Consider the following 24579-nt stretch of genomic DNA (forward strand, 5'->3'; position numbering starts at 1 on the left):
TCACCCTCTACTGATCGTAATCCACGATCACGCGGTCTGAAAGGGGATACGCCTGACAACTCAGGACATAGCCCTTTTCGACCTCGTAATCCTCGAGCGCATGGTTGGCGAGCATCTCGACCTCGCCCTCCAGCACCCGGCAGCGGCATGTCGAACACACACCTGCTTTACAGGCAAAAGGGGCGTCCATGGCGTTTTCCAATGCGGCATCAAGAATTGAGACGTCTTTGGGGATCGTCAGCGATTGTGTCGCCCCATCCAGAGTAATCGACGCGTTGGTCTGGTTCTTTTGCGTGCCCGGCTTTGCTGAATTTGCTTTCCGCCGCGCGCGACCGGGCTGGGCGCTGGCAAAGAGTTCGAACTTTATCTGGCGCTCTTCCAGCCCGTGATCACGCAGGGCGGCGGCAATGCCCAGCATCATCGGCTCGGGCCCGCATATGAACGCGGTGTCGACACTGTTGATATCGACCCATCGCTCGAACAACTCCGCGCATTTTTCCTGCGTGACCAATCCGGTGAAAAGGTCGATATCCTGACTATCCGTTTCGAGGATATGGATCACGTTCAAGCGATCCATATAAAGGTTCTTGAGGTCTTCCAATTCCTCACGAAACATAATCGTGTTTACGGCCTTGTTGGCGTAAATAAGCGTAAAGCGGCATTGCGGTTCACGCGCCAGCGTCGTCTTGAGGATCGACAAAACCGGCGTAATTCCCGACCCTCCTGCAAAACCCAGATACCGCTTTTCGGCTGCGCCCTCAATCGGCGCATGGAAACTGCCCATCGGGGGCATCGCCTGCACAACGTCCCCGACCGCAAGTTCAGTGTTCGCCCACCCGGAAAAGGCACCGCCTTCGACGCGTTTGATCCCGACCTGCAGCACACCATCATCCTTTCCTGCGCAGATCGAGTAGGATCGGCGCAACTCTTCCCCATCGAATTCCTTGCGAAAGGTCAGGTATTGACCGGCGATAAAATCGAACGCATCTGCTGCGCCGTTGACCGGCTCCAGCGTCACAACCACCGCGTCACGGATGGTTTTGTGAATGTCTGTAACCTTCAGGTCGTGAAAACGTGCCATCCGGTGCTCCTCTTCAGATGCATTTGAAATAGTCGAAAGGTTCCAGACAGTCGGTGCAGCGCCAATGGGCCTTGCACGGGGTGGAACCGAACTGGCTCACCTTTTCGACTGCTCCGCTTCCGCAATGCGGGCACCGGTCGGGGCCGCCCGCCGGTTGGGGAGGTGCGATCCCGAATTCTTCAAGCCGGGCGCGTCCTTTTTCGCTGAGCCAGTCGGTCGTCCACGCTGGCGCGATACTGGTTTCGATCCGAACATCATCAATCCCGCGATCCCGCAGCGCGGTTTCAATATCCATACTGATGACAGAGGTTGCAGGGCAGCCGGAATAGGTTGGCGTCACCGTCACTTTCAGCGTCTCGGCATCCCAGCGCACGTCGCGTACAATGCCCAGATCAACCACTGAAATCACCGGAATTTCCGGATCGGGCACCGCGTCCAGCCAACTCCAGATCTGATCGGTAGAAGCGCGCACCATGTCACCTACCAACTGGCCCCCGGGTACGCGCGTTGCAGCCATTGCATCTGAGTCAGCAGATGCCCCAAATGCTCGGTGTGCATCCGTCCGTCGCGTCCGCCTTTATGGGCAAAACGGTTGTCCGGGATCGTCAGCGTCGCCTCGGTCAGAACCTTGCCAACCAAGGCGTCATATTCGTCGCGCAAATCTGCCGGGTCGGGCGCGATAGCAGCCGCCGCCATCTGTTCGTCCACCGCGTCACAAGCAAACATCTCTCCGACGTACGGCCAAAGGTAATCCAATGCCGCCTGCATCCGGGCATGGCTTTCGTCGGTCCCGTCGCCCAATCCGACAACTGTATCGCTTGACCGTTCGAGGTGATAAGCCACTTCCTTGCTCGCTTTCGCGGCAATTGCGGCGACGCGATCATCCGACGATTTGATCAACCGCCCCAACATGATCGAATGCCACGCATCAAACAGAAACTGTCGCATAATCGTGCGGCCAAAGTCTCCGTTTGGAACCTCGACCAGCAACACGTTGCGGAAATCCCAGGCGTCACGGAGGTAGGCCAGATCATCGGCGGACTTGCCGCCATCGACCTCACCAGCGAGGGCAAGCCACATCTGGGTTTGGCCGATCAGGTCCAACGCTGTATTGGCCAGCGCAATATCTTCTTCCAGAACCGGCGCATGCCCACACCATTCGCTGACGCGGTGCCCAAGGATCAGGGTGTTGTCGCCCATTCTGAGCAGGAACTGCTTAAACGCCTCGTCGCTTGTCATCACATGGCCCCCACGTCATCTGGAATGTCGAAAAAGGTCGGGTGACGATAGACCTTGCTTTCGCTCGGCTCATACAGCGGGCCTTTGTCGCTGGGTGAAGACGCGGAAATGTTGTTTGCCTCGACCACCCAGATCGAAACGCCCTCGTTGCGGCGCGTGTAAACGTCGCGTGCATTCTTGATTGCCATCTCTGCGTCGGGAGCATGCAGCGAGCCCACGTGACGATGGCTCATTCCATGCTGGCCTCGGATGAAAACTTCCCAAAGGGGCCACTCGTTTTTCATTTGGTTTCCTCCCTGGGTAATTCTATTCCGCCGCCACCTTGCCAGCGCGTTTCTTCTTTGCGTGGGCCAACAATCCGTCGCGCACCCATTGTCCGTCGTCCCATGCTTTGTTTCGCGCGGCCAGCCGATCCACATTGCAGGGACCGTTTCCCTTGATGACGTCGAAAAATTCGGCCCAATCCGGCTCGGAAAAGTCGTAGTGGCCACGATCCTCGTTCCACTTGAGCTGCGGGTCGGGGATGGTCAGGCCAAGATACTCGGCCTGCGGTACGGTCTGGTCGACAAATTTCTGGCGCAGCTCATCATTCGTGTTCATCTTGATTTTCCACGCCATGGATTGAGCCGAATGGACCGAGTCCTTGTCAGAGGGTCCAAACATCATCAGTGACGGGTACCAAAATCGGTTGAGCGCATCCTGCGCCATTCTCCGCTGTTCCGCGGTGCCCTCGGCCATCTTACGGATCGCGTCATAACCTTGGCGCTGATGAAAGCTCTCTTCCTTGCAAATGCGGATCATGGCCCGCGAATAAGGCCCATAGGACGTGCGTTGCAGCGGAACCTGATTCATGATCGCGGCCCCATCGACCAGCCACCCGACAGCACCGACATCCGCCCAGGTCAGAGTTGGATAGTTGAATATCGACGAATACTTCATACGACCGTCCAGCAGCATCTCTGTGATCTCGTCGCGGCTGACGCCCAGCGTCTCGGCGGCGCAATACAGGTACAACCCGTGCCCAGCCTCATCCTGAACCTTGGCAAGCAGGATCGCCTTGCGTTCCAAAGTCGGCGCGCGCGTGATCCAGTTTGCTTCGGGCAATTGCCCCACAATTTCGGAATGCGCGTGCTGTCCGATCTGACGGATCAGTGTTTTGCGGTACCCTTGCGGCATCCAGTCTTTCGGCTCGATCTTGATGTCGGCGTCAATTTTCGCCTGGAACTCGCCCAGCTTTGCGGGGTCCTCCTCTGTCGCCTCGGACTGAACCATCTGAGCGTACATCGTAACTCCTCCTGTCTGCGAGATCAGAGCTTGAAGACGTGCCCAAGCACCCGCATGTTCCCCTTGAAAGCACTTCCACCAAGATCAGCAGCCAGCCGCTGCAAGACGCCGGCAAAACCATAGCTGGGAATGGCGGCTTCGACCGCTGCGACCTGGTCCCGCGTCAATCCCTTGCGTATCCTTCCGCCTGTCGCATCGATCCAATCCCCTTTGCGGCAGGCATTCACGACGTCCGCATGCGGCCCGTGATACGGAGTGATCTTGTGATGCCAGTGAATGATATTGCGAAGCACCTCTGGGTCCAACCCCCAAGCATTCTGGGCGTTGTCCCGCAGCGCCAATTCTTCCGACGGCTCCAGGTAGGCCAGATCAGGCTTCGTCCAGAGGCCGATGTCGTGGTAGACGAAAGCGGTTTCGACCATTTTCCGATGCGCATCATTGCCACCAAGAAAGTGCATGGCATATGTGATGACCCGGTACACATGTCCACGGTAAGCCTTGAAGTCGTCCCCCAGCGCATCCTGAAATGGCTCGAACAAGCGTTCCACTGTCTCGCTCTGGTCAATGATCCGGATCTCGTCAGGCAAGGTCTAACCTCCCCTGCAAGCCTCCGGGGATAAAGCCGCACCGATCATCCACCCGCAAAGCAGGTGCGCGAGGCGCTCTCATGCATGACAAGTGAATGCGTCTTTCCATTTATCCTCCCAAGCGCCGGGCATTGCAATCTCGACCGGTTGGTCGGCTTATACTATGCGCGCCGACCCAAGGCAAGATTTATGTTACCAAATTTTGTACTTTTTTACTTTTTGGTAACGCATTTAAACGGAATACGATCAGGAAATGTCTTCATGTCAAAGTCAGCAAGTTAAAATCGACTTAAGTCTTTGATAAATAATACTCTAGCAACGTGAAGCCGCGGACTTCAGGCGGCTGAACCCGCTTCCAATATCTCAAGGTCAGGCCTCGGCAATCTCTCCAACAGGCGGAAAACAGCTTCCCGGCACGCGTGACCATTCCACCCTTCGGGCAAAAATTCCATCGGCAACTCCGGATGGCGCAGGACAATGCGCCGCCAGTTATGCACGACAAGAACGCGCAGAATGGCCGTTTTCATCGGATCGCCGGTTCCTTGGGGCGGCAAATGCCGGGTAGTGACCTGAACCGAATCCCAGAACTGATCGTAGGCGGTTTGCAATGTCTCGGGTCCGCACAGTTCCCGGAGCCAGGAAGGAACATAAAGGGTGCTGCTTTCAACACCCAAGAGGCCTTCAAGGCCGCCCGGCACCGCACCGGGCGACATCGCAACGGTCGAGTTCACAGATATATAGTCCCCGGTCAGCGTCAGAGCCGCCAATTCACTGCGCGATGCTTCCGAACTCCCGGCGATCAGAACATGCCAAACGTCCTGGGACTTGGTTTCACGCGCATAGATTCGCGGGGCCGCCTCGGCGCTTTGTTGGCGGCCAAACTGTGTCAAACGGTGCATGCTGTTGCGCCCGACGCGCGTGCTTTCAATCCAGCCTTCTTTGCGCAATCGGTGCAATGCGACGCGGGTGGCTTCGGCCTTGATCCCGGCCAGACCGGTCAACCCAGTGATCAGTGCACCGCTTACTTGATCCGATTCATCCTGCGCCAGATCGCCGAATATCGTAACCAGCACGGACCACACGCGTAGCGACCCTTCAGAGGTCAAACGGGTGACACAGGTTTCGAACCAATCGGGTGTGGACTTCTTCATCAGGCGCTCATTGTACGGCAGGGCTAAAAATCCATCCAGCCCAATCGAGTTTAATACGCCACCATCGTCAGAAGCTCGTACTCTGCAACAACGTCATCGTCCTGTTGGGTCATGGTCACGTTCCAACGAACCTCGCCATATTCGTCGTTGCGCTTTGTTTTGCTTTTGACCGTCAACCGCACCTTGATTGCATCGCCTGGCACGACCGGATTCATGAAGCGCAACCCGTCGAGCCCGGTATTCGCCAAAACGGGTCCTTCGTTCGGCTCGACAAACAAACCCGCGGCAAATGACAAAAGCAGGTATCCGTGCGCCACCCGACCGGGAAAGAATGGGTTCCTTTCAGCAGCAGCCTGATCCATGTGGGCATAGAATGTGTCGCCCGTGAACTCGGCGAAATGCTCGATGTCTTCCAGTGTCACGGTCCGAGACGGCGTGTGGAGCGTTTCCCCAATTGCCAACTCGTTAAACCGGCGGGTGAAAGGATGGGCGGGGCCGGCAATCTCAGCCGATCCCGGCACCCATTTTTTCCCAAGTGCCGTAAGAAAGTCCGGCGACCCCTGAACAGCTGTCCGCTGCATATAGTGCTTCACCCCACGCACGCCTCCCAACTCTTCTCCACCGCCCGCGCGTCCGGGGCCTCCGTGGACCATGTGCGGCAAAGGCGATCCATGACCTGTCGACGCCTTCATCGAGTCACGGTTGTTGAAATAAAGCCGACCATGATAAGCCCCTGCCCCCATTGCGAATTCGCGCGCCACGTCGGCGTCATGGGTTACAACGGACGCCACCAAAGACCCCTGCCCCTTGTTCGCCAATTCAATGGCATGGTCGATGTCGCGATAGCCCATGATGGTACTTACCGGGCCGAAGGCTTCGGTATCATGCACGCGATGCGCGGTGTCCGGATTGGCACAATGAAACAACATCGGCGGCAGAAATGCCCCCTGTTCAGGATCGGCACCGACGATGGCAAAGTTTTCGGGGTCTCCAAACACACGCTCGGCCTCTTGTCCGATGATTGCTGCCTTGCTCAGGACGTCGCGCTTTTGTCCGTTTGAGACCAACGCTCCCATGCGCGTTTCCTTGAGCCTTGGGTCACCGACTACGATATTTGCCAACCGTTCAGAAACTGCGTCGATCACAGCCTGTACATGCGACGCGGGCGCAATAACGCGCCGGATCGCGGTGCATTTTTGCCCGGCTTTCGTGGTCATTTCGCGCTGAACCTCTTTTACAAAGAGGTCGAATTCAGGCGTCCCTGGCTCTGCGTCGGGACCTAGAACCGAACAATTCAAACTGTCCTGTTCTGCCACGAACCGAACCGAGTTTTGCAGGATCACCGGGTTGGACCGCAGTTTTTGCGCGGTATCGGCAGAGCCGGTAAAGCCTACGACATCCTGCATCGTCAATCGGTCCAGCATATCGCCCAAACCGCCCGACACCAGTTGCAGGGCGCCATCCGGCAATATACCCGAGTCCAGCATCAGCTGGACACAAAGCTGCGTTACGTAGCAGGAGTTCGTTGCTGGCTTCACAATGGCCGGAACCCCGGCCAAGAGGGTTGGCGCCAGTTTTTCCAGCATGCCCCAAACCGGGAAGTTGAACGCGTTGATATGGATCGCCACGCCGTGCAATGGCGTACAGATATGCTGACCCAAAAACGTGCCGTCGCGCGAGAGGTGCTCGACATCTCCGTCCAGATAGACATGCGCATCCGGCATCTCGCGCCGCCCCTTCGAGGCGTAAACGAACATCGTGCCAATACCGCCATCAATATCGATCAGATGATCCGCTTGGGTCGCACCCGTGTTGAAGGAAAGGTCATAAAGCGCCTGCTTGTGCTGACCCAGATGAGCGGACAACGCCTTGAGCATCCTGGCCCGATCATGGAACGTCAGCTTTCGCAGCGCCGGTCCACCGACATCGCGTGCAAAGTCCAACATCCGCTGCACATCCAACGCGTCGTTTCCAGCAGAGGCAATCACCTCGCCGGTTATCGCGCTAGCAATGTCGCGGGCTCCTTCGCCCGTAGCGACCCATTCACCGGCAGCGAAACTGGGTATCTGGTGGATTGTCATGAGCCCCTCCTGGCTTTGAACTTCATCAAACATCTGAAGGTGATGTTTCTGGCGGTGTGTACTGACCGTGCGGTCAGTCACTGTTTTCGTGTTTCGGCCCGCGTATTCCCCACAGATCAGACCAGCGCCGGAAGCGTCGCGAAGCCGCGAAACCGGATGCGTCGCCCGCGTTCGGCACCTTCCAGAATTTGATAATCGGGAAACCGCGCTAAAAACCGGCCAAGTGCCACACGGCCCTCCATCCGCGCCAGCGAAAGCCCCACGCAAGTGTGCGGACCACCTGCAAACGCATGATGCTTGTTGGGGCGGCGGTCCAAAACCAAATCGTCGGGACGATCAAATTGACGCGGATCGCGATTGGCCGCGCCGATGCACAAATGGATGTCTGTTCCGGCCGGAATGGTTTGGCCATGAAAGGTCACATCTTGCGCAGTCAGGCGGTTGCCAAACTGGTTCGGGCTTTCAACTCGCAAGAACTCATCCACAGCCAAGGAAATCAGATCCGGTCGGGCGAGAAGTTCGGTACGTGCGTCGCGATGCCGGTCCAAAAGGTTCAGCCCGTTTCCGATCAGGTTCGTCGTCGTCTCGTGACCGGCATTCAGGATGAAGATGCAGTTCTGATAGAGTTCGACTTCGGTCAATCCTCCATCGGTTTCATCCTGCATCAGGCGCGTCAGTACATCGGTGTCCGCGTCGCCGGGCTTGGCACGACGGTCGTCAATGATGCCCTTCAAGAAGTCTTTGAACTCGATCACCGCGCGGTTCCCCCACGCCTCCTGTTCATGCGTCAGTTGTGGCTCCAATGCGCCAAGAATAGCCAGTGACCAATCTCGCAATGGTTCGCGTTCCGAGCGGGGAATTCCCAACAGATTGCCGATGATCTCGATCGGTATCGCCCCGGCAAAGTCTTTGATCAGTTCGACCCGGCCTTTGGCTTCCATTTGGTCCAACAGCTGATCGACAAGCGCGATCAATCCCGGTTCCATCTGTGCCAAGGCTCGCGGGGTCATAGCCCCGACCATTACTTTGCGGACGCGGGTGTGCAGCGGCGGGTCATTGAAAACAAGGCTGGTCGTGTGATGTTCATAAAGGGGACTGTTCACCCCATATTTTGGCCCGAACACCGCTTTCTTGTCCGAGATAAAACGCGATGTGTCCCGATAGACGATATCCAGATCCTCGTATCGCGACAGAATCACCGACCCGTCCGGTTGCTGGCAAACTGGCATATCCTCGCGCAACGCTGCGTAAGTGGGGTATGGATTTTCATTGAACCCATCTGGAAGTGCCGTGAGCGAAAGCATCAGTGGCCCATTGCCCCCATCTGTTCCGGAAGAACCAACACCAGCCACGGCACAAGGACGATAAGCGCAAGCCGGAAGATATCTGCGACCCAAAATGGCGTGACGCCCTTGAAAATCGTTCCCGTAGAAACATCCCCAACGACACCTTTCAGGATGAACACGTTCAGACCCACGGGCGGGGTGATCAAGCTGATCTCCGTCACGACGACGACAACGATGCCGAACCAGATCGGATCGTAGCCCAACGATGTGACGAGCGGGAAGAAAATCGGGACCGTCAGCAAGAGCATCGAAAGGGATTCAAACACACAACCCAGAATGATGTAGATACCCAGGATCATCAGGATCACGAAGAACGGTTCCACGTCATAGGCCGTGACCAAACCGATCAAAGCTTCGGGCAGACCCGCAAGGTTGATGAAGTTCGAAAAGATCTGCGCTCCGATCAAAACCGAAAACAATGCCGCCGCCGTATGCGTCGTTTCCTTCAGAACCTCATAAGTCGAACGCAACGTCAGTCCGCCACGGCTCAATGCGATCAGGAATGCGCCCATGGCCCCCATGCCCGCCGCCTCGGTCGGGCTGAAGGTCAGGTTCAGCGGGTGGAAATCGAATGCGCCGTACAACCCTCCGATCACTAGGAAAAACAGCAGCAAAACAGCCCAGACTGAACGCATGGCCTTCAAACGCGCACCCCAGTCGTGACGTTCACCTGCCGGACCTGCGTCGGGCTTCCGCCAGACGGTCCAACGCACCGCAAAAAGATAGAAAACAATGCCAAGCACGCCGGGAACAATACCCGCAACGAACAGTTTTCCGATCGAGGTTTCGGTCAACAGCCCGTAGATGACCAAAATCACTGAGGGCGGGATCAAAATTCCAAGCGTCCCGCCTGCAGCTATAGACGCCGTCGATAACTCATCCGAATACCGATAGCGCCGCATTTCCGGCATCGCCACTTTGGACATCGTTGCTGCGGTTGCAAGTGACGACCCGCAGATCGCGGAAAATCCACCACAGGCGGCAACCGTCGCCATGGCGATGCCGCCCCGAAAGTGACCCAGAAAAGCATTGGAAACGGCGTACAGCTCGCGCGCCAGACCACCCTTGTTCACGAACAAGCCCATCAGAATAAACAGCGGTACAACAGAAAGCCCGTAATCCTGCGCCGTGTCGGTGATCTGACGGCCCACCATGGACATCGCAGCCTTCAGCCCACGCTCGGACAGAATGCTGCCACCGCGTTCATACGCAAATCCAAGCGTACCCACCAATCCCATCGCGAATACGATGGGCAGGCGCAGCAATACGAGAACCAGAACCAGGGCAAACCCGATCAGCGCCGCGGTCATTGGGAATGCTCCGGCAAGGACTGAGGCGAAAAGATGTGCAAAAGTCCGGTGACAATCATTGAAAGTGCCGTAATCGCGGTCGATGCGGCGATGAACCAGCCGATATAGAACACTGGGATCGACAGGTATTCCGTGACATCGCCGTAATCGCGCGCACGCTCGGCCAAAATCCAAACCCGCTGAATGGGCCAGATCAGCATGATGCCCGAAGCCAGATAGACAATCGCATCACGTGCTCGGCTCAAGCGCAGGCGCGCAAAGAGCCCATCTGTCAGGTCCACGGCGATCTGCCCCTTACCGGCCGAAATCATCGGAAGGACCGAAAACACAAGGATCGCCATAAGAATGCGGGTCAGTTCCGTCGCAGCCTCGATCGGGGCATTGAACACAGACCGCAGAATGACATCAAAAAAGGTCATAACCATCAGAATGAACAGCGCAACGCATGCCAACAGCGTCGGAGCGACGCTGACGCGGCGCGCAAGGCTCACGAAAGATTGCATGAAGTGTCCCCGGCAATTGAGAAGGCTGGCGGTTCAACCCCGCCAGCCGGGCTGCCCTATTGGGCGGCCATTTCGTTTACAATCATGTCGTAGGCGGCCTGAGCGTCGATCCCGGCGCCGTTGACTTCGTCAAAAACCTTAGTGCGCACATCCGCGGCTATCACGTTGAACTTTTCAAGGTCCTCAGCAGACGCTGCATTGATCGCGTTCCCGTCGGTGCCTTCAGTGGCTTCCCGACCGATCGCATCAATCTCGTCCCAAATCTTGCCGATCTCACGGCTCAAGGGTTCACCGAAGACCTGCTCCTCCAGGGCTTGCTGCAGTTCAGGCGGCAGATCCGCAAAGGTATCTTCGTTCATGATGAACGCAAACGAACCCCGGTAAAGGCCGCCCGGAACTTCGAACACATTCTGGGCCACTTCGGTCAACTTGAACCCCTTGCGGGACTCAAACGGCATCACCACGCCGTCGGCGGCCTTGGAAGCGAGCGTTTCATAGACCTTGGGGGCCGGAACCTGAATCCCAGTCGCACCCAGTGCGGTGCCCACATCACCGCCGACCCCACCGGGAATACGGACCTTGAGCCCTGACACCTCATCCAAAGACGTCACAGGATTGCTGGAATGAAGCTGCGCCGGGCCGTGTGTGTGCAACGCAATCACTTTGACGCCGCGATGCTCGTCGGCCTCTTTCAGGTATTGGTCATACGCACGCCAATACGCGACTGAAGCGGCTTCGGCCGAGCCTTCGTAACCGGGCAGTTCAATCATCTTAGTGGTGACGAAACGCCCCGGTTGATAGCCGTGAAAGATGATGGACGCGTCGGCCGCACCGTCCATGATCAGGTCCATTTGTGCGGGCGGCGGCGCGATGCCAAGTTTCAATTCGGCAGTGACCTGACCATCCGTGGCCTCTTCGACCATCTCGACGAATTTCGGCCACATCTTGGCATTGATACCGTGGGTCGGCGGGGCCCAGCTGGAAATCGTCAGCGTGTGATCAGCCGCCAACGCCACTGTGCCTGAAACGGCCAGTGCGGCTGAGGCCAAAAGGGCACTCAATTTGTTGAGTTTCATTGGTCTGTCTCCTCCCTGTGAAACATGTACAAACTTTGCGTTAATGGTCCGTTTTGTAACCATCAATAGACGCAGAGATTTGCGATAGCCGACGACGCCCCGCGACCAGGAGGTTCCGTCGCCAATAGCTTAGGTCATCGGCGCAACCTGTCGCGACACCTCGCCCTGTCGAGCCGCAACCGACGCTACTAAAGCCTTCAAAAACGTCTGACTTGCCCCCATTTCCTCGCGCAATACCACCCTTCAGATCGACGCTCAGCGGTGATGGGTGCAGCATATCGAGTCCCTTTGTTCGGCTCAGATTCGGTAGGCACTAAATATATTGACCAACCGTTCGGTTAATGCAATGCTTAAGTTCAAATGCGAACAAACAGGACGGTTATGAGCGATACGATTCTTGTCTTGGACCACGGGAACTGGGTCGAAATAACCCTAAATCGTCCTGAAAAGCTCAATTCATTCAATGACGAAATGCACCATGCATTGCTGGACGCGTTTACGACCGCGCGTGACAGTGGCGCGCGCGCAGTTCTTCTTACCGGCGCTGGCCGTGGGTTTTGCGCAGGGCAGGATCTGGGGGATCGCGACCCTTCCAAACTTGACACCCCGCCTGATCTGGGCGCAACCGTTCGCACATTCTATGCGCCGCTGGTTCGCTTGATACGATCACTGGACTTCCCGGTGATCTGCGCCGTGAACGGGGTTGCCGCCGGGGCTGGCGCAAATCTGGCCCTTGCCTGCGACATGGTTCTGGCAGCGGAAAGCGCCAAGTTCATACAGAGCTTTTCCAAGGTGGGGCTTATCCCCGACACTGGCGGAAGCTGGCATTTGCCGCACCTGTTGGGAGAAGCGCGCGCCAAGGGCCTAGCATTAACGGCGCAACCGCTGCCTGCCAGACAGGCCGAGGATTGGGGTCTCATTTGGAAAGTATTTCCCGACGATCATTTGATGTCCGAGGCACGCACCTTGGCAGATCAACTTGCAAACGGCCCGACGTTGGGCCTGGGGTTGACCAAACAGTGCATTCAAATGGCTGCGACGACCACCCTGTCGGATCATCTGGAAATCGAGGCGGACGCGATGAAAACCTGCGGTGAAAGCGAGGATTACGCAGAAGGCGTCTCAAGCTTTCTTGAGAAACGCCCGCCGGTTTTCGTGGGCAAATGATGATGACACCGAAAGAACGTGCAACCAGATCTGCAGCCGCGATGTGGGCAAACGATGAAGCCAGCAAGTGGTTCGGCATGGAGATCGTCGAGGTCGATGAAGGCCGCGCTGTTTTGGCGCTGACCGTCGCCGCACATCATTGCAACGGCCATGGCATGTGCCATGGCGGTGTCACGCATGCGCTGGCCGATAGCGCGTTTGCCTTTGCGTGCAACAGCCGCAATGAGGCAACCGTCGGACAACATACGGTGATGACCTACCTTGCCCCCTGTCGACAAGGCGACCGCCTGACTGCGACCGCAAGCGAAACCGCAATTTCAGGTCGCAGTGGCGTCTACGACGTGCAGGTGATCAACCAGGACAATGCTGTCGTTGCCGAGTTTCGCGGCATGTCGCGGGCAATTGGCCGTCCGAATTTTGAGGAATAGCTTCGCGACCGGAGGAACAGCGCGATGGAAGACATGGCACCGAAGAAAGCCGACCTGGACCCGATCGAAATCGCTTCGGTCGACGAGATCCGTGCGCTTCAACTGCAACGCCTGAAATGGTCGCTGAACCATGCCTACGCAAACGTTCCGATGTACAAACAGCGCTTTGATGAAACGGGCGTTCACCCGGACGACCTGCAGCAGCTGTCCGACCTGTCCAAGTTCCCATTCACCTACAAAAACGATCTGCGTGACAATTATCCATTTGGATTGTTCGCCGTCCCGCGAAGCGATTTGGTGCGTTTGCATGCCTCCTCCGGGACAACCGGGAAGCCGACGGTTGTGGGATACACCAGTGGAGACATCGACAATTGGGCGGATTTGGGTGCACGTTCCCTTAGGGCCGCTGGCCTGCGCAAGGGCGATCTGGTCCACAATGCATACGGTTATGGTCTGTTTACTGGTGGTCTGGGCGCTCATTACGGCATCGAGCGTCTGGGCGCGACTGTCGTGCCAATGGGCGGCGGTCAAACCGAGAAACAGGTAAGCCTGATCACGGACTTTCGACCGGATGCGATCATGGTAACGCCGTCCTACATGCTCAATATCCTCGAGCAATTCCACAAGGCAGGACTTGATCCGCGTGAAAGCGCGCTGAAGGTCGGTATATTCGGCGCTGAACCCTGGACAGACGCGATGCGCGCCGAAGTCGAGGCCGCGTTCGACATGCATGCGGTAGATATCTATGGCCTGTCCGAGATCATGGGACCGGGCGTCGCCAGCGAATGCGTCGAAACCAAGGATGGCCCCGTGATCTGGGAGGATCATTTTCTGCCGGAAATCATCGACCCGGACACCGGCGAGGTTTTACCGGACGGCGAAACCGGTGAATTGGTGTTTACGACGCTGACGAAAGAAGGCCTGCCGATGATCCGGTATCGCACACGCGATCTGACGTGCCTTCTGCCCGGAACCGCACGTTCGATGCGCCGCATGGCGAAAATCACCGGCCGCAGCGACGACATGATGATCCTGCGCGGCGTCAACGTCTTTCCCAGCCAGATCGAAGAGCAGGTCATGGCGACAGGCGGGCTGGCACCGCATTACCAGATCGAGCTTTTCAAATCCGGCCGGATGGATGCGATGCGGGTTTTTGTCGAAGCGTCAGCGGACGCCACCGACGAAATGTCCAGAACCGCTGCCGCTCGAATGCTGACCAAACGCATAAAGGACGCCGTTGGCGTTTCAACCGAAATTGTAGTAGGTGACCCCGGCGACGTCGAACGCTCTCAAGGCAAGGCGAAGCGTGTCATCGACAATCGCGATAAGGAATAAGCCTTGGCCCGCACAATCGCAAAAGATCATGACCAAAAGCGGGAACAGATCCTAAAAACGGCAGCCAAAGTGTTTGCCGATCAAGGGTTTGACCGTGCTTCGATGACCGTACTTGCCAAAGAGTGCGGAATTTCCAAAGCCAACATCTATCATTACTATGACAGCAAGGATGCGATTTTGTACGACATCCTTGAAACCTACCTGCATGAATTAAGAGACCGGATTTGCAACGTTGATCTGAGCGGTCTCACGCCCGAGCAGAAGTTGCAGAAAGCTGTGCGGGAAATCCTGTATGCCTACCAGGGCGCTGATGACGAACACCGGGTGCAGATCAGCGGAATGAATGCGCTGACGGAAGAGCAGCAACAACAGTTGCGCGGGTACCAGCGTGATCTGGTGAATTTCGTCCGCGACATCCTCAAGGAACTTGCCCCAGACTCGTTCTCTGGCGCAAAAGACAAATTACGCGCCGCCACAATGTCGGTCTTTGGGATGCTGAACTGGTATTACATGTGGAACACTGGCGCCGGCACCAAGGCGCGCGAAGACTACGCTGATCTGGTCAGCACCCTGACAGTCCACGGGGTCCGGCGGCTTTAGACAACGCCGCTTCATCTCACTCAGCCAGCGTCAACAAGCGAGCGCTCCGATGCCGTTTGACGGAACGCCAGCGACGTGACGTATCAATCACCGTCCGCGACGCCCTCTGCCCGTGCACGTGCGCGGCGCTGGCGGTAGCTCGGCAGCACGACCAGCAGCACAGCAATCAACAGAAGTCCCAGCGTCATCGGGCGCTGCCAGATAAAGCTCATACCGTCATACAACTGCATGGCACGCGAGAAATTGTTTTCCAGCAGCGGTCCCAGGATAAAGCCGATCAGCAGCGGAGCCAGCGGATAGTCGGCAAAGCGCAGGATCGTGGCGCAGACACCGAAACCAACAAGGATCAACAGTTCAGTGGCGTTGTTCTGGCCGATATAAGCGCCCATCAGGGTAAAGAACAGGATGAACGGGATCAGGAAATTGCGTGGTACGGCCAAAACCTTCGCAATGTAGGGGATCAACGGCAGATTCAGGATCAGCAACACCAGATTGCCCAAATACATCGAGATGATGACCGCCCAGAAAATCTGCGGCTCGTCGATCATCAGGCGCGGGCCGGGGCTGACATTCAGCGCGATTAGTGCGCCCAGCAAAATCGCCGTTGTGCCCGAGCCGGGAATGCCCAGCGTCAGCAGTGGCACAAATGACCCGGTGCATGCAGCGTTGTTTGCGCTTTCCGGCGCCGCGATGCCTTTGATCTCACCCTTGCCGAACCGGTCCTGTTCTTCTTTCGGAGCGATGTTTCGTTCCACCGCGTATCCAAGGAAGGACGCAATCGTCGCACCCGCCCCCGGCAGAACACCGATAAAGAAACCCTGAATGGACTGGCGTCCGATGACCGGCGCTATTTTCTTGGCCTCGCTGCGGTCAATCCTCAGATTACTGATCTTGCCACTGTCGCCGTCGCCGGTCTTAGATCGGTTCGGGTCCAACACCAGATATATCGCTTCGGGCAGGGCAAACATCGCCATGGCCAGCGTGATGAAACCGAAACCTGACTGCAGGTCCATGATACCCATGGTGAAGCGCGGCGAATTGAACAGAACACCTTCGCCCACTGTCGCCATGATCAGCCCCAGGAACGTCATCAGCAGTGCCTTGCTGACCTGCCCCGTTCCGGCAAAGGCCGCAATGGCCGAGAGACCAACCACCATCAGGGCGAAGTACTCTGACGAGTGGAACAACAGCGCGACCGACGCCAAGGCAGGCGCGAAAACCATCAGCAGAACGGCGCCAATCGTGCCGCCCGCGAAGGAAGAAATCGCAGCCACGGTCAACGCCTTGCCCGCCTGTCCGGACCGGGCCAATGGGTAACCGTCGAAACTTGTGGCCACTGTTGACGCCACCCCGGGCGCGTTGATCAGGATCGAGGATGTCGACCCCCCGAACACCGCACCGTAATAGACCCCGGCCAGCAGGATCAGTGCCGCCGAAGGGTCCCCGATGGTGATCGCAACCGGGATCATGATCGCAATGATCGACATCGGCCCCAGACCGGGCAGCATCCCGATGAAGGTGCCGATCAGACAACCGCCGATCACCATGAGAATGTTTGTGAATGTGAAAGCCGTTGCAAGGCCCGTCATGAGTCCTTCAAGCATGTCAGCCTCCGTTCGCCACTGCGTTCAGAAATCCGGGAAACGGACTTAGGAATATACCCAGAACGATATCGACCAGATACCAGACCACCCCTGCGGCAATGGCCCCCACGATAGCCATCAGCACGTATCGGCGCTCACCTAAAATGAAACTGCCAACGGTCAGGAACAGGAACGTCGACGCCAAAAAACCCAACGGGCGCAGCAGCAAGGCATAGGCGACCATCAACGCCAGCAGCAAGAGCGCTTGGCCCACCTTGTATTCGTGCAGTTTCGCGAGGTTGATATCTGTCGCCTTGTCTTTTTGCGGCGCTTTTTCCAACCCGAAAATAATCGAAAGCGCCATCAGAATTGCTCCGACAACCAAAACCTTGGGAAAACTCGACGGCCAGATCGGGCTGCGCCGCATGATCGGCGGCAACAGGTCATCCATGGTGAAGTAAGCAGCATAGCCATAGGCCAGACAGATCAGAAGAATGACCAAAGCGATCCAACGATCCAATGCCATCTCGTCCCCTCCCCGTTCTTGATTATTGAGGTGTCCGACTCGCGGCCGGACACCCTGTTTTAGACAAGCGCCAATGGCGTCAGAGGAAGCCCAGCTTCTTCATCAAGTCGCCGATTTCCTGTTCCTGCTGTTCCAGGAAGGTCCGGAAATCATCGCCGTTGTTGTGGATGTCGACCCAACCGTTGCGGTCGCGCACTTCCACCCATTCGGGCGTTCCATACATTTGGGTCAGGGCGTCCTGATACATTGCCAACTTGTCCTCAGGCAAACCCGGAGCGGCAAAGAAGCCACGCCAGTTGACAAAGGCGGTGTCGTTGCCCTGCTCTTTCATGGTTGGCGCATCGGGATAGGCGTCCACACGATCGTCCGAGGTCACGCCGATGATGCGAACCTCACCGGCCTTGGCCAGTTCCACCGCTTCCGAGAAACCGGTCGAAACAGCCTGCACTTCACCAGACAGCAGACCAGCCATCGTGGCGCCACCGCCATCATATGGGACATATTTCATCGCAACCGGATCTGCGCCCGCGGCTTGGAAGACCATTGCCGCAACCAGGTGATCCATGCCGCCCGGCACCGAACCACCACCAACAGCGACCGCGTTCGGATCGGCATTGAAGGCTTCGATCAGTCCGTTGAGGTCCTGAACCGGCCCGTCCGCGGCAACCACCAGCGCCGCGTAGTCACCGATCGTACCGGCCACCAAAGTCAGGTCGCGGAAGTTCTGCGGGAACACACCGGTCAGCGAGCGGATCACGATGGGGGTCGAATTGACCATCAGGGTGCCGTGGTTGCTCTCGGCGTTTTCAATCAAGTAGCCAATGGCCTTACCGCCGCCGCCACCTGACATGTTCTCGTAGCTTGCTGAACCCACCAGACCTGATTTTGTCAGCGCCTCGCCCGTGCCGCGTGCCGTGCCATCCCAGCCACCTCCGGCACCGCCGGGGATCAGAAAGTGAATGCTGTCAACGACTTCGTCTGCAAGCGTCATCGAAGGCGCGCCTAGCGAAACCGCCGCCACGGCTGCAGCTGCAAACGTCCGTCGAGTTAGATTGAATTTTGCCATAGTTTCCTCCCATTGGTTGGCAATTTTTTGGATTTAGTTCAGCGGCTCCTTTGCAACCAGAACACCGTCTTCATCGCAATAGACGTAGTCCCCCGGTTCAAAGAGAACGCCGCCAAAGGCGACAGGAACATCTATTGCACCAATTCCGGCCTTGGCAGACCGGACTGGTGTGAGCCCCAGCGCCTTTATACCCAGGTCAAGCTGTGCCAAACGCTGACTGTCGCGAACCGCCCCATTGATGACGATCCCGGTCCATCCATTGGCAATCAACCTTTCCGCCATCATGTCCCCCAACATGGCCGTGCGGAGCGATCCGCCACCATCCAGGACGATGACACCGCCATTTCCCTGCGAAGTAAAGAGTTTATCTTGCACAAGCTTCGTGTCTTCCATCGTCACTGCGGTTCGAATTCGACCAGCAAAGCAGCGTTTCGCACCGTAATCCACAAATAGTTGCAGCACAGGCCGCACTTTGTCCGGATGCGCGTCGCTCAGATCGGTGGTGGGATGGCTTGTGACCGATTGGCTCACTTCGCGTCCTCCGTCAGTTCAGGCGGGTAGGGCACCGCCCCCTCCATTATGCGCCTTTGCGTTCGAAAAGTACCTGCTGAAATCGCCTCAGGCCCGGACGGGCCTTGCCTGACATCCGCAATGGTCGGCAAATTCCCCGATGGGTTTCCGATGCGTAATTCCTGGCCTTCCGGCTGCGCGATCATCTGAATCAGAGTACCCGGTATCTGCGCGGCAACCGCCGTGCACATTGCCCCCGTCAACGTGATCGCGCGATGAAAGTTGCCCATCGACACAAGCCGAACGTTCACATCGTGACTGTCCTGCCTGTATCTGCTGCCATCCAGTGCGGTGAACGCCGCCGCCGGACCAAGCATCGCCACTTTCGGATTGGAGCGCCTGACGTCCTGGGGTGAGGCAACCATACCCATCGCGACGGAACCTGCAACGCGGATCTTTTCGACCAGCGTCATGAATTCGGCTTCGTTATCCAAATCCTGCGGACGCTCTGTCGCGGTCTTGTTCAGGTCGGCGGCGCGGAAGAAAACGACCGGGTTCGCCGCGTCGATCAACGAAACCTCGAGCGGCCCAAACCCATCAATTTCAAGCACATCCAACGCATTGCCGGTCGGCAAAAGATGGCCGGTTGAAGCGCCGCCCGGCGCGAGAAAATCTATCGTCACTTTTGCGCCTGTCCCGGATACGCCGGGGATTGCAAACTCACCCTCCTCGACTGGCATTCCATCCCGCACGGGAAAGCGGGCGTGATAAACACTCTGGGTGTTCGTGCTGAAAATGCGGATCAACGCCTCGGTCTGATCTACCGCAACCGGAACCATGCCTTCTTCGACGGCAAAGGGGCCAACGCAGGACGCCATGTTCCCGCACGCCGATCCGTAATCTGCCAATGGCTCATCTACGGCGATCTGTACGAACGTATAGTTCACGTCGGCATCATCCCGATCCGATGGCTCCACAATCACGACCTTGGACAACGACGACAGGCCACCGCCAAGCCCATTAAGCTGCCGCCCGTATGGGTCAGGACTGCCCAAAACATGCAGGAAGATGCGGTCGCGCACTGCCTGATCCTTAGGCAAGTCCGCGCCGTTGAAAACCACCGCCTTCGACGTTCCGCCCCTATAGAAAGCCGCGCGCAATCGGTTCGCCATCACGCGGCTCCCGCCAGAAATCCGCGAAACGCGCGCGGCAACAGTCCGCCCTCGGCAAAGGTCGCGCGTTCGCCATCGTTGTAAAGCCTAAGGTCCAGAGGCGTCGTTTCCGTTCGCCCGTTTTTTCGGCGGATCGTCAGTGTGGCTTTGGTCAAATCGTCGCTGAAAGAGATGTCAAAAACCTCGGACCCATCAAGTTGAAGAGTTTTGCGGTTGACCCCTTCCGGGAAACACAGCGGCGCAATTCCCATATTCACGAGGTTCGAGCGGTGAATGCGCTCGAAACTCTCGGCGATGACGGCACGTATGCCGGCAAGCCAGGGCGCTTTTGCCGCGGTGTCCCGGGAAGAACCGCAACCGTATTCCTTGCCACCGATCACAACGAGCTTTTGGTCACGTTCCAAATAGGTCTCGATAGCCTTGTAGACTGAGACGACTTCGCCTTCGGGCTCGATCCTCGTCCAGGATCCTTCCCTGCCAGGGGTCATCTCGTTACGAAGTCGATAGTTGGCAAAGGTCGAACGAATGACCACATCCGAGCACCCACGCCGCGTTCCGAACGAATTGAAGTCGCGTTGAGTGACGCCTTTTGCCTGCAAAAACTGCCCCGCTTCGGACTCCGGTGTGATGATACCCGAAGGAGAAATATGGTCCGTTGTGATGCTGTCGCCCAGGATCGCCAGTGGCCGCAGGCCCCGCAGCGACGCAACATCGGTCTTTTCTGGCCGGATGCCTTTTACAAACGGCGGGAAAGACACGTAGGTCGAAGGCACCCATTCATAGGTTCCGGTGCCGACCTCCATTTCATTCCACTGCGGGTTCACGTCACTGATAGCGGCGTAGTTGTTGCGGAACTCTTCGGGGGTCACAAAGGTCTCGACAATCCGCGTCACCTCTTCAGCTGAGGGCCACAGATCGTTCAGCATCACAGAATTGCCGTCCCGGTCGGTGCCCAGCGGCTCGGTCGTGATGTCCTTAAGGATCGTTCCCATCAGCGCGTAAGCCACGACCAGCGGCGGCGAGGCGATCATGTTGCGTGACGCCAGCGGATGAATCCGCCCCGCAAAGTTGCGGTTCCCTGACAGGACCGCAATTCCTTTTACGTCATTCGCCCGGATCGCCTCTTCGTGATTAGGGTGCAATGGTCCCGACATGCCATTGCAGGTCGAACAGGAAAACGCCGCGACCTCGAACCCAAGCGCATCGAGCGACTGTTGCAAACCGCTGTCGGCCAAATACTTGGCGACAACGCGCGAGCCGGGGGCCAGCGATGTTTTGACATGCGGCCTGACAGCCAGACCGCGCGCTACCGCGTTGCGCGCAACCAAACCGGCCAGAACCATATTCCGCGGGTTGGCAGTGTTGGTGCAGCTGGTAATGGCCGCAATAATCACATCACCGTCGCCGATATCATGTTCGGCATTGGGCACGGGCACCCGGCGATCCGTTTCGCCTTCGAAGGTCAGGCGATCCGTCGCTGCGGACAGGTCAATTCGCTGCTCGGGCCGCGATGGACCAGAAACGGACCGGCCCACTTGATCAAGGTTCAGTTCCAGCACATGGTCATATTCGATTGCGGCATCCGTGCCGTCGACCCAAAGGTTCTGCACCTTGCAATAGCGTTCTGCGAGGGTGGCGCTTTCGCTCCGCCCAGTTTGGTTCAGGTAGCCTATGGTGCGTTCATCGACCGGGCAGAACACCATCGTCGAGCCGTATTCGGGCGCCATGTTTGCGATCGTTGCGCGATCTGCCACGCTTAGCGCGCCATAGCCACGTCCAAACAGTTCGACAAAGGTGTCGACCACACCAACCGCGCGCAGCTTCTCAGCGATGACCAATGCAATGTCAGTGGCCGTGACATCGTCAGATGGGCGGCCTGTGACTTCAAGTCCAATGACCCGAGGTACGTTAACCGGCGTGGCCTCACCGAACAAAAGCGCCTCGGCCTCGAGCCCGCCAATGCCCCAACCCATAATCCCCAACGCGTTGATCATTGGCGTATGACTGTCTGTGCCCAGGCTGGAATCGGGGATAAGAACATCCGGCTGTTCGCCGGACGGCACCACTGTCTGACCGAGATACTCCAGATTGACCTGATGGCAAATGCCGCCGCCCGGTGGAATCACGCGCAAGCGCGGGAACCGGGCTTCGCACGCTTTCAGAAAGGCAAACCGCTCACGGTTCACCTCAAATTCCCGGTCCATGTTTTTTGCCAGTGCAAACCTGTCCGCCCAATGGTTGATGGACATGGAATGGTCGATCACCAGATCGACAGGAAGGCTCATGTCTACGTCTGCCGGGTTTCCTCCCAACTCCTCCAGTCGGTTGCGCATCGCCATGATGTCGATGAGGGCCGGTATCCCCAACATGTCATGCAGCAACAGGCGTGCCGGGCGGAACGGCACCGCATCACCTGCCCGTTTCAACACATCCAGAGCTGCCGCACCGCCTTCGGAGTGGCGGGCGGCATTCTCCGCCAGAACACGCAAGGAAAAAGGGAGTGTCTCGACATCACGGCCCAAAAGGGCGCTGTAGTCCACGGCCAGATAAGACGTGTTTGGAACTGACTTGTTGGTTGCGGTTGTCACGGCTGCCTCCTGAATTGCCGACAAGCTAGACAATACCAATGGATTTCAGCAAGATTGATCTGGTCCCGTTTCATCAGACAGAACGCAATGCCCGCCAACCGAACAGAATCCGTCGAACGCGCTATGTCGATCCTGAGCGCGTTTTCGACACAACGCCCGATCTTGTCTTTGGCCGAGTTGGCAGAAGAAACCGGCCTGCACAAAAGCACGATACTGCGTTTGACCAACTCCATGATGATCTATGGATTTGTCCAGCGCGACAATGACGGCCTCTTCAGCGTGGGACCCAGTGTCTGGCGGCTGGGGTTGATTTTCCGGCGCGATTTCACAAAACGCGAGCACGTTGCCCCATCCTTGAAAATTCTGGCCGAAGCGACGGGAGAGACCGCCTCGTTTTATGTGCGATCCGGCAACGAACGCATTTGTTTATATAGAGAAAACTCGCCAAATCTTTTGCGGTTCCATGTCGAGGAAGGTATGCGCCTCCAGTTATCCACTGGTGCGTCGGGCTTGGTTTTGCGGCACTTTTCCGGCGAAGATGTTGGCGATCTTGGAAAGTTCAACAAAAACGGCACTGTCAGTTCTGTCGGCCAGACAAACCCGAACATATCATCCGTCGCGACGCCCGTTTTCGACGCAGGCGGCGACCTCATCGGCGCTTTGACGGTGTCAGGCTTGGCCAACAGATTCGATGCCGAGGCGCGTGCAAATACCGTACCTTTACTTGAGAGCCTCGCGCGAAGTCTGACAACAAATTGACCACATCGTTTCATCTGATAGAACGTTGATCGGCAAAACTTGCCACAACAGGTGACCTTCGATAGGCAAGCACTCAGACCCATTGAATCGGAGGGCGTGCCAATGATGAATCACGAAATCAACAGGGCATTCCGCCAACGTCTGAACACCGGCAAAGCCGTTCTTATCCCAGGTGCGGCCAATGCACTGGCGGCCCGCGTGATTGACCAATTGGGTTTCGAAGCCGTCTACATCTCTGGCGCGGGTCTTACCAACACAAATCTCGGAATGCCCGATCTGGGCTTTGTTTCCTTGCCAGAGATCGCGCAGCACACATCGGCCATACGAAACTGCACGCAGCTTCCTATTGTGGTCGATGCGGACACCGGGTTTGGCAACGCGCTCAACGTTCATCATACGGTTCGCACTCTGGAGCGTGCCGGAGCCAGCGCAATACAGTTGGAAGATCAGGTCAATCCCAAACGCTGCGGTCATTTCTCGGGCAAGGATGTTGTTGATCTGACGGAGGCTCGTAGCCGTATCAAGGCCGCTGTCGATGCGCGTCAGGATCCGAATTTCCTTGTGGTTGCCCGCACGGATGCCTGCGCGACGCAGGGGTTCGATGCCGCGATCGAACGGGCCGAAGCCTTTGTCGAGGATGGCGCAGACGTCACGTTCATCGAAGCGCCACGCAGCGTCGAAGATATTCGGAATATCCCGAAACGGCTTAAGGGCACGCCCCAATTGATAAATCTGGTGGTCGGAGGAAAAACACCCATTATTGATTTCCCGGAATTGGATGAAATGGGGTTTGGTTTGGTGCTATACGCCAATGTCGCATTGCAGGGCGCACTGAAAGGCATGCATGACGCATTGTCGATTTTGAAGTCCGACGGTCGCATGGATGAAAGCGGGCCGGTTGCAAGTTTTGAAGTCAGGCAAAACGCTGTGCAAAAAGCGTACTTCGACGAAATGGAACAGCGCTATTCAGAGTAATCTCTAGCTCTGATTGGCTATATCTCGCTCACCCACAGCCACGAACGAGGTTGTTTCCCGATATTGTACGGGTTTCGAAACGCTGGTTTTTGGCCTACTGTTACACAATAGGAATCTACAGACCCACTTCGCATAATTTTGCCCAAAGCCCGACGCGTGGGATGGGTGTGAGAGCGTTGTCACATCCTTGTTGCGAAAACTATCCAGAAAGC

At 57.2% G+C, this 24579-nt stretch carries 24 protein-coding genes; 6 read left to right on the forward strand and 18 right to left on the reverse strand.

All coding sequences use genetic code 11. The features are described from left to right. Positions 1-7: 7 nt before the first annotated feature. From RA28_RS09145 to RA28_RS09200, 12 genes are all read right to left on the reverse strand, one after another. Positions 8-1081 carry a 2Fe-2S iron-sulfur cluster-binding protein gene (locus RA28_RS09145; protein WP_039527043.1) on the reverse strand — a complete coding sequence of 358 codons (1074 nt, stop codon included), beginning with the start codon at positions 1079-1081 and terminating at the stop codon, positions 8-10. Between the two features lie 13 nt (positions 1082-1094). Continuing rightward, positions 1095-1556, reverse strand: coding sequence for a 1,2-phenylacetyl-CoA epoxidase subunit PaaD (gene paaD, locus RA28_RS09150; RefSeq protein WP_039527782.1), 462 nt, complete (start codon positions 1554-1556; stop codon positions 1095-1097). A 5-nt stretch (positions 1557-1561) separates the two neighbouring features. Beyond that, entirely contained in the window at positions 1562-2320 is a 759-nt protein-coding gene (gene paaC / locus RA28_RS09155; RefSeq protein ID WP_039527046.1) for a 1,2-phenylacetyl-CoA epoxidase subunit PaaC, read from the reverse strand. Further along, positions 2320-2604 (reverse strand): 1,2-phenylacetyl-CoA epoxidase subunit PaaB, encoded by a 285-nt coding sequence (gene paaB / locus RA28_RS09160; RefSeq protein WP_039527049.1) that lies wholly within the window; start codon positions 2602-2604, stop codon positions 2320-2322. The genes paaC and paaB overlap by 1 nt, the downstream gene beginning before the upstream one ends. A gap of 22 nt (positions 2605-2626) precedes the next feature. Next, on the reverse strand, positions 2627-3604 hold the full coding sequence (paaA, locus tag RA28_RS09165) for a 1,2-phenylacetyl-CoA epoxidase subunit PaaA (protein ID WP_039527052.1): 978 nt from the start codon (positions 3602-3604) through the stop codon (positions 2627-2629). A gap of 23 nt (positions 3605-3627) precedes the next feature. Continuing rightward, positions 3628-4191, reverse strand: a complete 564-nt coding sequence (locus RA28_RS09170) for a phosphohydrolase (protein ID WP_193747376.1) — start codon at positions 4189-4191, stop codon at positions 3628-3630. A gap of 335 nt (positions 4192-4526) precedes the next feature. Next, positions 4527-5342: a PaaX family transcriptional regulator C-terminal domain-containing protein gene (locus RA28_RS09175; RefSeq protein WP_039527055.1), complete on the reverse strand. Its 816-nt coding sequence runs from the start codon at positions 5340-5342 to the stop codon at positions 4527-4529. A 50-nt stretch (positions 5343-5392) separates the two neighbouring features. Next, the gene (gene paaZ, locus RA28_RS09180; protein ID WP_039527790.1) at positions 5393-7423 is read right to left on the reverse strand and encodes a phenylacetic acid degradation bifunctional protein PaaZ; all 2031 of its coding nucleotides are present in this window, start codon (positions 7421-7423) and stop codon (positions 5393-5395) included. 116 nt (positions 7424-7539) lie between these two features. Next, the gene (locus RA28_RS09185; protein ID WP_039527059.1) at positions 7540-8727 is read right to left on the reverse strand and encodes a cytochrome P450; all 1188 of its coding nucleotides are present in this window, start codon (positions 8725-8727) and stop codon (positions 7540-7542) included. Then, positions 8727-10079, reverse strand: a complete 1353-nt coding sequence (locus RA28_RS09190) for a TRAP transporter large permease (RefSeq protein ID WP_039527062.1) — start codon at positions 10077-10079, stop codon at positions 8727-8729. The genes RA28_RS09185 and RA28_RS09190 overlap by 1 nt, the downstream gene beginning before the upstream one ends. Further along, positions 10076-10582 carry a TRAP transporter small permease gene (locus tag RA28_RS09195; protein WP_039527066.1) on the reverse strand — a complete coding sequence of 169 codons (507 nt, stop codon included), beginning with the start codon at positions 10580-10582 and terminating at the stop codon, positions 10076-10078. The genes RA28_RS09190 and RA28_RS09195 overlap by 4 nt, the downstream gene beginning before the upstream one ends. A gap of 56 nt (positions 10583-10638) precedes the next feature. Beyond that, positions 10639-11658: a TRAP transporter substrate-binding protein gene (locus RA28_RS09200; protein ID WP_039527069.1), complete on the reverse strand. Its 1020-nt coding sequence runs from the start codon at positions 11656-11658 to the stop codon at positions 10639-10641. A gap of 381 nt (positions 11659-12039) precedes the next feature. Here RA28_RS09200 and paaG point away from each other — a divergent pair, with 381 nt between their 5' ends. Genes paaG through RA28_RS09220 form a run of 4 tightly spaced genes read left to right on the forward strand, consistent with a single transcriptional unit; the run spans position 12040 to position 15188 of the window. Continuing rightward, positions 12040-12825 carry a 2-(1,2-epoxy-1,2-dihydrophenyl)acetyl-CoA isomerase PaaG gene (paaG, locus tag RA28_RS09205; protein ID WP_039527793.1) on the forward strand — a complete coding sequence of 262 codons (786 nt, stop codon included), beginning with the start codon at positions 12040-12042 and terminating at the stop codon, positions 12823-12825. A 2-nt stretch (positions 12826-12827) separates the two neighbouring features. Beyond that, on the forward strand, positions 12828-13253 hold the full coding sequence (gene paaI, locus RA28_RS09210; protein ID WP_039527795.1) for a hydroxyphenylacetyl-CoA thioesterase PaaI: 426 nt from the start codon (positions 12828-12830) through the stop codon (positions 13251-13253). A gap of 24 nt (positions 13254-13277) precedes the next feature. Continuing rightward, positions 13278-14588, forward strand: a complete 1311-nt coding sequence (gene paaK / locus RA28_RS09215) for a phenylacetate--CoA ligase PaaK (RefSeq protein WP_039527072.1) — start codon at positions 13278-13280, stop codon at positions 14586-14588. 3 nt (positions 14589-14591) lie between these two features. Next, positions 14592-15188: a TetR/AcrR family transcriptional regulator gene (locus tag RA28_RS09220; protein WP_039527075.1), complete on the forward strand. Its 597-nt coding sequence runs from the start codon at positions 14592-14594 to the stop codon at positions 15186-15188. 83 nt (positions 15189-15271) lie between these two features. On the opposite strand, the gene RA28_RS09225 is transcribed toward RA28_RS09220, so the two are convergent. The 6 genes from RA28_RS09225 to acnA form a co-directional block, all read right to left on the reverse strand. Beyond that, positions 15272-16792: a tripartite tricarboxylate transporter permease gene (locus RA28_RS09225; protein WP_039527076.1), complete on the reverse strand. Its 1521-nt coding sequence runs from the start codon at positions 16790-16792 to the stop codon at positions 15272-15274. 1 nt (position 16793) lies between these two features. Beyond that, the gene (locus tag RA28_RS09230; protein ID WP_039527079.1) at positions 16794-17297 is read right to left on the reverse strand and encodes a tripartite tricarboxylate transporter TctB family protein; all 504 of its coding nucleotides are present in this window, start codon (positions 17295-17297) and stop codon (positions 16794-16796) included. Positions 17298-17376: 79 nt separating this feature from the next. Next, a complete protein-coding gene (locus RA28_RS09235; protein ID WP_039527081.1) occupies positions 17377-18363 on the reverse strand; it encodes a tripartite tricarboxylate transporter substrate binding protein in 987 nt (328 codons plus the stop codon). A 33-nt stretch (positions 18364-18396) separates the two neighbouring features. Next, positions 18397-18894 carry a ribonuclease E activity regulator RraA gene (gene rraA / locus RA28_RS09240; RefSeq protein ID WP_039527084.1) on the reverse strand — a complete coding sequence of 166 codons (498 nt, stop codon included), beginning with the start codon at positions 18892-18894 and terminating at the stop codon, positions 18397-18399. Further along, positions 18891-20045: a PrpF domain-containing protein gene (locus tag RA28_RS09245; RefSeq protein WP_039527086.1), complete on the reverse strand. Its 1155-nt coding sequence runs from the start codon at positions 20043-20045 to the stop codon at positions 18891-18893. The genes rraA and RA28_RS09245 overlap by 4 nt, the downstream gene beginning before the upstream one ends. After that, positions 20045-22633, reverse strand: coding sequence for an aconitate hydratase AcnA (acnA, locus tag RA28_RS09250; protein WP_193747377.1), 2589 nt, complete (start codon positions 22631-22633; stop codon positions 20045-20047). Before acnA ends, RA28_RS09245 begins: the two co-directional genes overlap by 1 nt. An 87-nt stretch (positions 22634-22720) precedes the next feature. On the opposite strand from acnA, the gene RA28_RS09255 reads away from it, so the two are divergent. Together RA28_RS09255 and RA28_RS09260 are read left to right on the forward strand one after the other, a co-directional pair. Continuing rightward, complete coding sequence (locus tag RA28_RS09255) at positions 22721-23392, forward strand: IclR family transcriptional regulator (RefSeq protein WP_039527088.1); 672 nt, start codon at positions 22721-22723, stop codon at positions 23390-23392. Positions 23393-23494: 102 nt separating this feature from the next. Then, on the forward strand, positions 23495-24367 hold the full coding sequence (locus RA28_RS09260; RefSeq protein WP_039527091.1) for an isocitrate lyase/PEP mutase family protein: 873 nt from the start codon (positions 23495-23497) through the stop codon (positions 24365-24367). The last annotated feature ends 212 nt before the right edge of the window (positions 24368-24579 follow it).

Origin of the sequence: Ruegeria sp. ANG-S4 (assembly GCF_000814005.1) — a bacterium.
Classification (GTDB): Bacteria; Pseudomonadota; Alphaproteobacteria; order Rhodobacterales; family Rhodobacteraceae; genus Ruegeria.

What these genes read in the sequence shown, in the direction of transcription:
- RA28_RS09230 (WP_039527079.1), bottom strand. Translation starts at nt 17,297, where the DNA reads ATGGCATTGGATCGTTGGATCGCTTTGGTCATTCTTCTGATCTGTCTG.
- RA28_RS09260 (WP_039527091.1), top strand. Translation starts at nt 23,495, where the DNA reads ATGATGAATCACGAAATCAACAGGGCATTCCGCCAACGTCTGAACACC.
- paaK (WP_039527072.1), top strand. Translation starts at nt 13,278, where the DNA reads ATGGAAGACATGGCACCGAAGAAAGCCGACCTGGACCCGATCGAAATC.
- paaA (WP_039527052.1), bottom strand. Translation starts at nt 3,604, where the DNA reads ATGTACGCTCAGATGGTTCAGTCCGAGGCGACAGAGGAGGACCCCGCA.
- RA28_RS09200 (WP_039527069.1), bottom strand. Translation starts at nt 11,658, where the DNA reads ATGAAACTCAACAAATTGAGTGCCCTTTTGGCCTCAGCCGCACTGGCC.
- RA28_RS09190 (WP_039527062.1), bottom strand. Translation starts at nt 10,079, where the DNA reads ATGACCGCGGCGCTGATCGGGTTTGCCCTGGTTCTGGTTCTCGTATTG.
- paaI (WP_039527795.1), top strand. Translation starts at nt 12,828, where the DNA reads ATGACACCGAAAGAACGTGCAACCAGATCTGCAGCCGCGATGTGGGCA.
- paaG (WP_039527793.1), top strand. Translation starts at nt 12,040, where the DNA reads ATGAGCGATACGATTCTTGTCTTGGACCACGGGAACTGGGTCGAAATA.
- paaC (WP_039527046.1), bottom strand. Translation starts at nt 2,320, where the DNA reads ATGACAAGCGACGAGGCGTTTAAGCAGTTCCTGCTCAGAATGGGCGAC.
- RA28_RS09195 (WP_039527066.1), bottom strand. Translation starts at nt 10,582, where the DNA reads ATGCAATCTTTCGTGAGCCTTGCGCGCCGCGTCAGCGTCGCTCCGACG.
- RA28_RS09175 (WP_039527055.1), bottom strand. Translation starts at nt 5,342, where the DNA reads ATGAAGAAGTCCACACCCGATTGGTTCGAAACCTGTGTCACCCGTTTG.
- paaB (WP_039527049.1), bottom strand. Translation starts at nt 2,604, where the DNA reads ATGAAAAACGAGTGGCCCCTTTGGGAAGTTTTCATCCGAGGCCAGCAT.
- paaZ (WP_039527790.1), bottom strand. Translation starts at nt 7,423, where the DNA reads ATGACAATCCACCAGATACCCAGTTTCGCTGCCGGTGAATGGGTCGCT.
- paaD (WP_039527782.1), bottom strand. Translation starts at nt 1,556, where the DNA reads ATGGTGCGCGCTTCTACCGATCAGATCTGGAGTTGGCTGGACGCGGTG.
- RA28_RS09185 (WP_039527059.1), bottom strand. Translation starts at nt 8,727, where the DNA reads ATGCTTTCGCTCACGGCACTTCCAGATGGGTTCAATGAAAATCCATAC.
- RA28_RS09145 (WP_039527043.1), bottom strand. Translation starts at nt 1,081, where the DNA reads ATGGCACGTTTTCACGACCTGAAGGTTACAGACATTCACAAAACCATC.
- RA28_RS09235 (WP_039527081.1), bottom strand. Translation starts at nt 18,363, where the DNA reads ATGGCAAAATTCAATCTAACTCGACGGACGTTTGCAGCTGCAGCCGTG.
- RA28_RS09225 (WP_039527076.1), bottom strand. Translation starts at nt 16,792, where the DNA reads ATGCTTGAAGGACTCATGACGGGCCTTGCAACGGCTTTCACATTCACA.
- RA28_RS09255 (WP_039527088.1), top strand. Translation starts at nt 22,721, where the DNA reads ATGCCCGCCAACCGAACAGAATCCGTCGAACGCGCTATGTCGATCCTG.
- RA28_RS09245 (WP_039527086.1), bottom strand. Translation starts at nt 20,045, where the DNA reads ATGGCGAACCGATTGCGCGCGGCTTTCTATAGGGGCGGAACGTCGAAG.